Here is a 10,640-nt window from a genome sequence, read left to right on the forward strand (position 1 = left end):
GGCGTGGGCGGGCGGGGCCGGGGCCTCGATGCCCAGCAGCGGGCAGGCCAGCCAGCCCTCAGGGATCCCGAAGCCGTCCACCAGGGTGCGCGCGTGCGGGCGCAGTGCCCCGCACAGCTCGTTGACCGCGGCGGTGACGGCCCGGCTGCGGGCCGCGGTGAACCGGCCGTGCTCGACGAACCAGGCCCGTTCGGCCTCGATCACCGACAGCGCGTGCAGGTCGCACACCTGCGCGAGCAGCGCGCGCACGCCCGCGTCCCCGGTGCGCTCGACGGCCGCGGCGAACGCGTCGAACACGACCCGGTCGACGTGTGCCCGCGCCGCGCGCAGCAGGTGGTTCTGGGCCGCGTTGAAGATCCCGAACTGGTCGGCGCCCGGGGCGAGCGCCGCGCGCAGCCGCCGGGCGAGCGAGGCGAGCAGGTGCTCCTCGCGGTCGGCCAACAGCCGCCGCTGGTAGGCGCGGTCGCGCAGGTCGCGGTGGCGGACCTGGCCGACCAGCGCCTGCACGCCGCTGCGCTCCACGACCGCCCCCGCGACCTGGTCACCGACGAACCGGGCCATCCCCAGCGGGCTGAGCCCCTTGACCCGGGCGCCGTACTCCGACAGCAGGCCCTTGGCCACCAGCTGCAGCAGCACCGTGTTGTCGCCCTCGAACGTGGTGAACACGTCCGTGTCGGCCTTGAGCTGTGGCAGCAGGTTCTCGGCGAGGTATCCCGCGCCCCCGCAGGCCTCCCGGCACGCCTGGATCGTCGCCGTCGCGTGCCAGGTGCCGACGGCCTTGACCCCGGCGGCCTTCGTCTCCAGCGCGCGCTGCGCGTCCTCGTCGGAGGCGGCCCCGGGCGCCTGCACGTCGTGCATGGCGGAGACGAGCTCCTCCTGGGCGAAGTGCAGCGCGTAGGTCGTGGCCAGCGCGGGCAGCAGCTTGCGCTGGTGGGCGAGGTAGTCGAGGACGACCACCTCCTCGCCGGTGGCCGGGTCGCTGAACTGCCGCCGGGTCTCGCCGTAGCGGACCGCGATGGCCAGCGCCTTCTGCGCCGCGCTCCCGGCGCCGCCGGCAACACTGATCCGGCCGCGGACGAGGGTGCCCAGCATCGTGAAGAAGCGGCGGGTCTCGTTCTCGATCGAACTGGAGTAGGTGCCGTCCGGCGCCACGTCGGCGAAGCGGTTGAGCAGCGCCTCGCGCGGGACCCGGACGTGGTCGAACGCCAGCCTGCCGTTGTCGACGCCGTTGAGACCGGCCTTACGGCCGCAGTCGGTGATCGTCACGCCGGGCAGCGCCGCACCGGACCCGGACCGGATCGGGACGAGCAGCGCGTGCACGCCGTGGGATCGGCCCCCGGTGATGAGCTGCGCGAACACCACGGCCATGCGTCCGTCGCGCGCGGCGTTGCCGATGTAGTCCTTGCGCGCCGAGGGGCCGGGGGTGTGGACGACGAACTCCTGCGTCGCCGGGTCGTACGTGGCGGTCGTGCCGAGGTTCTGGACGTCGGATCCGTGCCCGGTCTCGGTCATCGCGAAGCAGCCGGGCAGATCCCCGTCCATGATCGCCCGCAGGTACCGGTCGTGGTGGCGCGCCGTGCCCAGCTCCTGCACGGCGCCGCCGAACAGGCCCCACTGCACACCGGCCTTGACCAGCAGTGACAGATCGCCGTAGCCGAGCATCTGGAATGCGGTGACCACGCCGCCGACGTCCCCACCGCCGCCGTGGGCCGGGTCGAACCCGGTGCGCGGGCGGCCGCTCTGCGCGATCTGGAACATGCCGTCGGTGACCCGCTCGCGGTGCTCGTCGGTGCTCAGGTCGGGGTCGGGGTGCAGCCGGATCTGCCCCATCTGCTCGCGCACGTCGTCGCGCACGGCGGCCCAGCGGCCGTCGAGCACCTTCTGCAGGGCGGCGACATCGATGCCGGCATCGGCGGCCATGCGTCCTCCTCGTCCGGAGCGGGCTCGGGTGCACCTGTGAGGCCGGAGAGGCCGGCCCAGGCGAGATCGGTGAGGTGGGCGGCCAGCGCCTCGCGGGACATCCCGGACGGGCGGGCCAGCCAGTTGTCCGCCGCCGCGTGCACCATCCCGACGACGCCGTGCCCCCACGGCACGGCCGCGGCGGGGTCGCCGCCGGTGCGTTCGAGCTGTGCGGCGATGACGGTGGCGGCGTGGTCCCCCATGTGGGAGACGAGGTCGCGCACCGGATCGGCCGGAACGTCGCCGGTGTCGCGGGTACTGCGCGGGGGCCGGTGCACCACGAAGCGGTAGACCTCGGGGTCGGCCTCGATGAGCCGCAGGTACGCCTCGATCCCCGCGGCCGCGGTCGCCCGGGGCCCGCTCGCGCCCTCCATCGCCCGGCGGACCTGGGAGACGAGCGCCTCGGCGACCCGGCCGCACACGGCCACGTAGAGCTCCGCTCGGTCGGCGAAGTGCCGGTAGACCACGGTCTTGCTGGTCCCGGCCGCGGCGGCGACGTCCTCCATGCCGACGCCCGCGCCGTGCTCGCGGATCGCGGTGATCGCGGCGTCGGTGAGCTGGACGCGACGGGCCTGCCGATGGGCGTCCCACCGGCTGCTCCGGCGATCCCGGGTGGCCTTCACGATACTCACAGTACCGTGTACTTTGAGTATCGGCTACTGCTGGGTAACCGGCTCGTACCCGATGAAGGGAAGCCTCATGCCGACGAACGTCCGGCGCGCCGCGGTGATCGGCGGCAACCGCATCCCGTTCGCCCGCGCGAACGCCGCCTACGCCCGCGCCTCCAACTCCGACATGCTCACCGCCACCCTCGACGGCCTGGTCGCCCGCTTCGGCCTGGCCGGCGAGCGGATCGGCGAGGTCGTGGCCGGCGCGGTGCTCAAGCACAGCCGCGACTTCAACCTCACCCGCGAGGCCGTGCTCGGCAGCCGGCTCTCGCCCGCCACCCCCGCCTACGACGTCCAACAGGCCTGCGGCACCGGTCTCGAAGCCGCGATCCTGGTCGCGAACAAGATCGCGCTCGGGCAGATCGACAGCGGCATCGCGGGCGGCGTCGACACCGCGAGCGACGCACCGATCGCCGTCAACGACGACCTTCGCCGGCTGCTGGTCGCGCTGAACGGCGCGCGCAGCCTCTCGGCCCGGCTGAAGATCCTCGGCGGTCTGCGGCCCGGGCAGATCGTCCCGGAGATCCCGCGCAATGCCGAGCCGCGCACCGGGCTCTCGATGGGCGAGCACGCCGCGATCACCGCGGCCGAATGGAGCATCGGGCGCGCCGAGCAGGACGAGCTCGCCGCGGCGAGCCACCGCAACCTCGCCGCCGCCTACGACCGCGGCTTCTTCGACGACCTGGTCACCCCGTACCTCGGCCTGACCCGGGACGCGAACCTGCGCCCCGACGCGTCGGCAGACAAGCTGGCGAAGCTCAGGCCGGTGTTCGGCTCCGGACCGGACGCCACGATGACCGCGGGCAATTCGACCCCGCTCACCGACGGCGCCGCGCTGGTGCTGCTGGGCTCCGACGAGTGGGCGGCGGAGCACAGGCTGCCCGTGCTCGCGCACGTCGTCGACGCCGAGACCGCCGCGGTGGACCACGTGCACGGCCGGGACGGCCTGCTCACCGCGCCGGTCCACGCCGTCCCGCGGCTGCTCGAGCGCAACGGCCTGAGGCTGCAGGACTTCGACTTCTACGAGATCCACGAGGCGTTCGCCTCCACCGTGCTGGCCACGCTGAAGGCCTGGGAGGACCCGGCGTTCGCCAAGGAGCGCCTCGGCCTGGACGCGCCGCCCGGCTCGATCGACCGGTCCCGGCTCAACGTCGCGGGCTCCTCGCTCGCCGCCGGCCACCCGTTCGCGGCCACCGGCGGACGGATCGTCGCCACCCTGGCCAAGCTGCTGCACGAGAAGGCGGCCACCGGCGGCCCGGCCCGCGGGCTGATCTCGATCTGTGCCGCGGGCGGCCAGGGCGTCGTCGCGATCCTGGAGGCCGGCCGATGAGCAACGACCTGTTCCGCGACCTGTCCAACAGCCCCGTCGCCGCCCGGCTCGGGATCCCTCGGGTCCCGGTGCTGCGTCGCTACGAGCCCGGGCAGCCACTGCTGGCCGGCCCGGCGCTCGTCGGCGCGGTGGGCGCGGGCCGGTTCGCCAAGGCCGTCAGCGCTCTCGTCGAGGACGCCGGCGGCACCGTGCTCGACGCGCCCGGGGACGAGAAGATCGCCGCCGTCGTTCTCGACGCCACCGGTGCCCGCACGATCACCGATCTCGCCTCCGTGCAGGCCTTCCTCACCCCCGCGGTCCGCAGGCTCGCCCCGTCCGGCCGGCTGCTGCTGCTCGGCCCGGAGCCGGACGGGACCGACGCCGAGGCGGCCGCCGTGGCCCAGGCGCTGGAGGGACTGGTCCGCTCGGCGGGCAAGGAGGTGCGGGCCGGCGCCACGGCCAACCTGCTGGTCGTGGCCGCCGATGCCGTCCCCGCCGCGGTGGACTCGTCGGTCCGGTTCTTCCTCTCCGCCCGCTCGGCGTACGTCGACGGCCAGGTCGTGCGCATCGATGTGCCGGTCGGGCCCGCGGTGGACCCGGCCGGGATGGACGCCCCGGTGGACCGGGTGCGGCCGCTGGCCGGGCGGGTCGCCGTCGTCACCGGCGCCGCCCGGGGCATCGGCGCGGCGATCGCCGACACCCTGGCCCGCGACGGGGCGTCGATCGTGGCCGTGGACGTTCCGGCCGCGGGTGAGGCCCTCGCGGCGGTCGCGAACCGGACCGGTGGCACCGCGCTGCAACTCGACATCACCGCCGACGACGCCGCGGCGCGGTTGCCGGCGTACCTGCGGGACCGCCACGGCGGCGTCGACATCGTCGTGCACAACGCCGGCATCACCCGCGACAAGCTGCTGGCCAACATGGATCCCGAGCGGTGGAACGCCGTGCTCGCGGTCAACCTGGCCGCGCAGCTGCGGATCAACGATGCGCTGCTCGCCGACGATCGCGTGCTGCGTGGGGCCGGCCGCATCGTCTGCGTCTCCTCGCAGAGCGGCATCGCCGGCAACCGCGGCCAGACGAACTACGCGGCGAGCAAGGCCGGCGTGATCGGCATGGTCCGCGCGCTCGCCCCGCGGTTCGCCGAGCGCGGCGCGACGATCAACGCGGTCGCCCCCGGGTTCATCGAGACCGAGATGACCGCGAGGATGCCGCTGGGCACCCGGGAAGCCGGACGCCGGGTCAACAGCCTGCGCCAGGGTGGGCTGCCGGTCGACGTCGCGGAGACCGTGGGATGGCTCGGGCAGGCCGAGACGGGTGGCGTGAACGGCCAGGTCGTACGGGTGTGCGGCCAGAGCATCCTGGGGGCGTGATGGCGCCCACGACCGTGCTGGTCGGTGTACCTGCGCTGGGTCCGCGGTACGCGAAGGCCGCGATCGGGGCGGTGCTCCCGGGTGGCCGCCCCCGGACGCTGCCCGACGCACAGCTGATCCGCGAGGACGTCGGGATCGACCTCGGGCACCTCGCGGAGTACGCCCGGGCCTGCGGGCTCGCCCTGGACGGCGTGCTGCCGCTGACCTACCCGCACGTGCTGGCGTTCCCCCTGCAGATCGCGCTGATGGCCGACCGGTCGTTCCCGCTGGCACTGCCCGGGCTGGTGCACGTCCGCAACCGGATCGTCGCGGCCCGCGCGATCGGCCCGGGCGAGCGACTGCGCATCACCGTGCATGCGGCGGACCTCGCGGCACACCCCAGGGGCGCCCAGGTCGACCTGGTCGCGCACGTCGACGCGGGCGGGGAGCGGGTGTGGAGCGGGCGGAGCACCTACCTGGCCCGCGGCGCCCCCGTCCCGGAGGGCCGGCCGGCCGCGTCCGAGCCCGAGCCGTCCGCCGTCGAGGGCGGCCCGCCGTCAGCGGTCTGGCGGGTGCCCGGGGACACCGGGCGCCGCTATGCCCGGGCCAGCGGCGACATCAATCCGATCCACCTGCACCCGCTCACCGCGCGGGCGTTCGGGTTCCCGCGGGCCATCGCGCACGGCATGTGGACCGCCGCCCGCGCGGTCGCCGCGCTGCAGGGCCGGTTGCCCGCCACCGCCGAGTTCGACGTCGCGTTCGGCAAGCCGCTGCTGCTGCCGTCGACCGTGGAGCTGCGGACCCGGCAGGCCGGGCCGACCGACTGGGACCTCGCGGTCGCCTCGCGGTCGGGACACGAACACCTGCGGGCATCGGTGCGCGCGCGGTAGCCGTAGACGCAGACCGGCCCCGGTGGACGTGGTCCACCGGGGCCGGTCTGCGTACGGGGAGATCAGCCGAGGAGCGAGAGGACGTCGCCGTCCTGGTCCTGCTCGGTGTCGTTGTCGTTGCTCTGGTCGTTGCTGCTGTCGACCGAGTTGTCCTGCTCGATGCTCGACTCACCGACGTTGCCGATGTTGCGGGCCGGGTTGGCCTGCTCGATCCGGGTGTCGTTGGTGTTGCTCTGGTCGGTCGAGTTGCCCTGGAGCTGGTCGACGATCGCCGTCGCGGAGGCGTCGCCGTCGCGGCTGCCCTCGGCCCAGGTCTCGGCGTCGCCGTCCTGGCTCTGGTCGGTGTCGTTGTTGTTCTTCTGCTTGTTGCTGTTGTCGATCGAGTTGTCCTGCTCGATGCTCGACTCGCCGACGTTGAAGGCGTTGACGGCCGGGTTGGCCTGGACGATCGAGGTGTCGTTGCTGTTGCTCTGCGCGGTGTCGTTGGTCTGGGTCTGGAACACCTCGGCGTAGGAGGCGTCACCGCCGTCGCGGCCGCCCTCGGCCCAGGTCTCGGCGCCGCCGTCCTGGTCCTGGTCGGTGTCGTTGTTGTTCTTCTGCTTGTTGCTGTTGTCGATCGAGTTGTCCTGCTCGACGCTGGACTCGCCGACGTTGAAGGCGTTGAGGGCCGGGTTGGCCTGGACGATCGACGTGGAGTTGGTGTTGCTCTGGTCGGTCGAGTTGCCCTGGAGCTGGTCGACGATCGCCGTCGCGGAGGCGTCGCCGTCGCGGCTGCCCTCGGCCCAGGTCTCGGCGTCGCCGTCCTGGTCCTGGTCGGTGTCGTTGTTGTTCTTCTGCTTGTTGCTGTTGTCGATCGAGTTGTCCTGCTCGACGCTGGACTCGCCGACGTTGAAGGCGTTGACGGCCGGGTTCGCCTGGGCGATGTCGGTGGTGTTGGTGTTGTCCTGGGTGGTGCCGTTGTCCTGGGTCTGTACGACTTCGGAGACGGCGTCGGCGTGGGCGAGGCCGGCACCGGTGAGAGCCAGGAAGCCGGAGGTGACGGCGACGGTCAGAATGCGGCGAACAGTCGAGCGCATGGCAGGTAGAGCCTTCCCTGATCGGGTGAAGAATTGAGTCGGGTGGTAGCCGGAATTTGCCTGATGACGTGTCGAGCTCGAAGCGGATATGGACGAATGAGGGCCTAATCGGGCCCGACGTCGATCTGCTCGTACCACCAGGTGAGTGGGAGCGGAGCGGCGATGGGGAGGGGTCGGCCGGGCGCGATGTCCGGCACCGGCCGCGCCTGCAGCATCGCCGGCGGGGGACCCGCCCCGCCCCCGGAGACCGGGGCCAGCGACGCGGGCGCCGGGATCGCCGGCTGCGACGGCGTGGGCGGGGGCGCCACGGGGTCGCTCGCCGCAGCGGGCGCGGCAGCGATCGGCCACGGGAGCGATGACGGAACGACACCGGTCAGGGGGAACCCGCCGAGGGCGGGCCCGGCCGGCCGGGCGGCCGCGACGCGGCGGGTGGCCGGGCCGGGCCCGGCGACACCCGGCGCGGGTGCCGGGGCTGCGGTCGACGGGGATGCGGTCGAGCCCGCTTCGTCGAGATCGGGCTCCAGGAATGGTTCGACGAGCGGCCCGACCAGCGACGTGAGGGGTTCGGCGACATCGACGGCGGGGTCGGTGACGGGGCCGATGAGGGACGGGACGGCTCGCTGCAACGGCTCCACCCGCTCGCTGAGCACGGGTTCCACCGGCTCGGCGAGCGGGTCGGGGGGAGCGATCTCCGTGGCCGGTGCGTCGCGGAGGGGCTCGAGGAGGCGGTCCGCCGTGGCGGCTCGGCGGTCACTCGCCTGCCGGCCGCCCTCGGACGCCTGCCGAAGGCCGGCGGCTGTGGTGTCCTCGCCGCTGGTGTCGCTCCTGGTGTCACGGCTGCTGTTGTCGCTGCTGTCGTCGCTGCTGGTGCCGGTGTCGTGGGGCGAGGCCCGGCCGCCCCCGTTGCGGTCCTCGCCGTCCTGGGTGGGCCGGATCGGTTCGGTCAGAGCCGAAGCCGTCGTGTCGACGGTGTCGGCGAGTAACGCGCCCGATCCTTCGCCGAATGTGGCGCCCTCACCGGTGTCGGCGTGGGCCGCACCGGCGAGCACGGCGCCCGCGAGCAGGAAGCCGGACACAAGGGCGGCGAGCATCAGCAGGCGGCGAACCAGCGCGCCCGCCGGCCTGATGCCGTCCGCGATACCGATCGCTCTCACCCCCGATGTCCTCGGCCCGTCCTGCACCCGGATCCTCACCCGGAACTGCCCTGGCGGTGCACCGATCGTGCTGAGTTCGTGAGTGAATCGCAAGAATTCACCCGGAATTCATTCGGTGACCTGGGGTGCCCGCTTCCAGCGGCGGATACCGCGTGGAGTTTGCGCGCAAACGTCCGAGCAATTCTTTCACGCTATAGCCTGAATTTCGTTGCGTCTGCACCTATTCGAGGCGTTGCTCCGGCTGGCCTAAGCTGCCTGGTCATGGCGAGATCCGGGCGGGTCCGACGGTCGGTGATCGGTTGGCCGCTCCGGTTGCTGCTCGCGGCCGTCATCGTGGTGGCCAACCTGTTCGGGGCCGCCGTCGTGCTGGCGCTGGCCGCATGGGTGCTGCCGACCGGCACGATCGCCGACCCCGGCCGCGTCCGGCTGCTCAACCTCGCGCTGTTCGGCGGGTACCTGCTCGTGGCGCTGCCGCTCGGACTGTTCTGGGGCGGCCGGCGGTTCCGGTTGCGCGCCGGCGACGCGCAGCGCCGGGAGCGCACGCTCGTGCTCTACGGCCCGCTGCGGCTGGCCACCGTGCAGACGGCGCTCTGGCTGGCCGCGGCCGTCGTGTTCGTCGCGTTCAACGCGACGTTCTCCTGGCGGCTGGCGCTGTCGGTCGGCGAGACGGTGCTGCTCGGCGGGCTCACCACGGTCGCGCTGGCCTACCTGCTGAGTGAACGCATCCTGCGACCCGCGGCCGCGCGAGTGCTGGCGACCGACCCACCGCGGCGCCGGAAGCGGTTCGGTGTGCTCGTCCGGGCGGTGCTGTTCTGGGCCCTGGGCACGGGCGTTCCGGTCCTCGGGCTGCTGCTGTCGGCCGTCTCCGCGCTGGTCTTCAAGGACGTCGCGGTCACTCAGCTCGCGGTCATCGTGCTCGCCATCGGGGGTACCGCCCTCGTGGTCGGGTTGCTCATGACCGTCGGTGCGGCCCGTGCGGTGGCCGATCCGGTCCTCGCGGTGCGCAAGGCGATGGGTCGCGTCGAGGAGGGCGACCTGCACGTGCGGGTGCCCGTCTACGACGGCACCGAGCTGGGCCAACTCCAGGCCGGGTTCAACACGATGGCCGCCGGACTGCGCGAGCGCGAACGAATCCGCGATCTGTTCGGGCGCCAGGTCGGCCGAGAGGTGGCGGCGGCCGCGCTGCGCTCGGAGGGGCAACTGGGCGGGGAGGTGCGCCGGGTCGCGGTGCTGTTCGTCGATCTGGTCGGTTCGACGGCGCTGGCCGCGCAGCGCCCCCCGACCGAGGTCGTGACCCTGCTCAACCGGTTCTTCGGCGTCGTCGTCGAGGTCGTCGAATCCTGCGGGGGATGGATCAACAAGTTCGAGGGCGACGCCGCGCTGGCCGTCTTCGGCGCGCCGGCCGACGCCGACGACCCGGCCGGCGCGGCGCTCGAGGCCGGCCGGCTGCTCGCTCGCCGGCTGGCCGCGGAGCTGCCCGACGTGACCGTCGGGATCGGCGTCTCGGCAGGGGAGGCGGTCGCCGGCAACATCGGCGACGTCCGTCGCTACGAGTACACCGTGATCGGCGACCCGGTGAACGAGGCGGCCCGGCTCACCGAGCTGGCCAAGTCGGTGCCGGGCGGGGTGCTCGCCGCCGGGGTGGCGGTGGAGCTGGCCCGGGCGGAGGAGGCGGCGCGCTGGATGCTCGGCGACGCCGTCACCCTGCGCGGGCGCTGCGAGCCGACCCAGCTGGCCACCCCGCGGCCCACGGACGCCCCGGCCGGGCCGGGGCGGGTGGCCGAGGCCGGGTCAGGCCGGGAGGATCACGGGCGGTCGGTCCAGGGCGGCGGGACGAGCGTGAAGCGGACGGGCTGACCGGGACGTACCTGCGCGGCCCTGTCGACGTCCGGGTCGAGCACCACGGCGATGACCGGGTAGCCACCGGTGACCGGGTGGTCGGCCAGGAAGAGCACGGGGTGGCCGCCCGGCGGCAGTTGGATCGCCCCGCGCACGATGCCCTCGCTGGGTAGCTCCGCGGCGTCCGGGCGCCGGCGAAGCGGTTCGCCCTCCAGGCGCATGCCGACGCGATCGCTACGGCTCGACGCCCTCCACACGGTGCCGGTCAGCGCGGAGACGTCGGCCGCCCAGTCCGCACGTGGACCGGCCACGGCACGCAGTGTCACGGTGCCGCCCGGTGGTACGGCCACCGGCGCGACGTCGATCAGCGGGAACGTGGCGGGTTCGGGACCGACG

At 73.6% G+C, this 10,640-nt stretch carries 9 protein-coding genes; 4 read left to right on the top strand and 5 right to left on the bottom strand.

Annotated elements, in window-relative coordinates:
* Positions 1-1,878: acyl-CoA dehydrogenase family protein (locus tag HF519_RS27385; RefSeq protein WP_312860389.1), on the bottom strand; the 1,878-nt coding region annotated here is incomplete at its 3' end.
* Positions 1,794-2,582 (bottom strand): TetR family transcriptional regulator, encoded by a 789-nt coding sequence (locus HF519_RS31945; RefSeq protein ID WP_312860388.1) that lies wholly within the window; start codon positions 2,580-2,582, stop codon positions 1,794-1,796. The genes HF519_RS31945 and HF519_RS27385, both read right to left, overlap by 85 nt.
* A 76-nt stretch (positions 2,583-2,658) precedes the next feature.
* Between HF519_RS31945 and HF519_RS27390 the strand changes: the two genes are divergently transcribed.
* Genes HF519_RS27390 through HF519_RS27400 form a run of 3 tightly spaced genes read left to right on the top strand, consistent with a single transcriptional unit; the run spans position 2,659 to position 6,175 of the window.
* A complete protein-coding gene (locus HF519_RS27390; protein WP_169415879.1) occupies positions 2,659-3,957 on the top strand; it encodes an acetyl-CoA C-acetyltransferase in 1,299 nt (432 codons plus the stop codon).
* A complete protein-coding gene (locus HF519_RS27395) occupies positions 3,954-5,306 on the top strand; it encodes a 3-oxoacyl-ACP reductase (protein WP_169415880.1) in 1,353 nt (450 codons plus the stop codon). Before HF519_RS27390 ends, HF519_RS27395 begins: the two co-directional genes overlap by 4 nt.
* The gene (locus tag HF519_RS27400) at positions 5,306-6,175 is read left to right on the top strand and encodes a MaoC/PaaZ C-terminal domain-containing protein (RefSeq protein WP_169415884.1); all 870 of its coding nucleotides are present in this window, start codon (positions 5,306-5,308) and stop codon (positions 6,173-6,175) included. Before HF519_RS27395 ends, HF519_RS27400 begins: the two co-directional genes overlap by 1 nt.
* 62 nt (positions 6,176-6,237) lie before the next feature.
* Here the strand turns inward: HF519_RS27400 and HF519_RS27405 are convergent, their stop codons facing one another.
* Together HF519_RS27405 and HF519_RS27410 are read right to left on the bottom strand one after the other, a co-directional pair.
* A complete protein-coding gene (locus HF519_RS27405) occupies positions 6,238-7,251 on the bottom strand; it encodes a hypothetical protein (RefSeq protein ID WP_169415881.1) in 1,014 nt (337 codons plus the stop codon).
* 104 nt (positions 7,252-7,355) lie between these two features.
* Positions 7,356-8,405 (bottom strand): hypothetical protein, encoded by a 1,050-nt coding sequence (locus HF519_RS27410; RefSeq protein ID WP_169415882.1) that lies wholly within the window; start codon positions 8,403-8,405, stop codon positions 7,356-7,358.
* 261 nt (positions 8,406-8,666) lie between these two features.
* On the opposite strand from HF519_RS27410, the gene HF519_RS27415 reads away from it, so the two are divergent.
* Entirely contained in the window at positions 8,667-10,262 is a 1,596-nt protein-coding gene (locus HF519_RS27415) for an adenylate/guanylate cyclase domain-containing protein (protein WP_169415883.1), read from the top strand.
* On the opposite strand, the gene HF519_RS27420 is transcribed toward HF519_RS27415, so the two are convergent.
* The coding region (locus HF519_RS27420) for a 5-oxoprolinase subunit C family protein (RefSeq protein ID WP_246245308.1) at positions 10,211-10,640 on the bottom strand (430 nt) is incomplete at its 5' end. The two genes, HF519_RS27415 and HF519_RS27420, sit on opposite strands and share 52 nt — an antisense overlap.

The sequence above is a fragment of the Pseudonocardia bannensis genome (assembly GCF_012911875.1).
Classification (GTDB): Bacteria; Actinomycetota; Actinomycetes; order Mycobacteriales; family Pseudonocardiaceae; genus Pseudonocardia; species Pseudonocardia bannensis.

What these genes read in the sequence shown, in the direction of transcription:
- HF519_RS27400 (WP_169415884.1), top strand. Translation starts at nt 5,306, where the DNA reads ATGGCGCCCACGACCGTGCTGGTCGGTGTACCTGCGCTGGGTCCGCGG.
- HF519_RS27405 (WP_169415881.1), bottom strand. Translation starts at nt 7,251, where the DNA reads ATGCGCTCGACTGTTCGCCGCATTCTGACCGTCGCCGTCACCTCCGGC.
- HF519_RS27415 (WP_169415883.1), top strand. Translation starts at nt 8,667, where the DNA reads ATGGCGAGATCCGGGCGGGTCCGACGGTCGGTGATCGGTTGGCCGCTC.
- HF519_RS27395 (WP_169415880.1), top strand. Translation starts at nt 3,954, where the DNA reads ATGAGCAACGACCTGTTCCGCGACCTGTCCAACAGCCCCGTCGCCGCC.
- HF519_RS27390 (WP_169415879.1), top strand. Translation starts at nt 2,659, where the DNA reads ATGCCGACGAACGTCCGGCGCGCCGCGGTGATCGGCGGCAACCGCATC.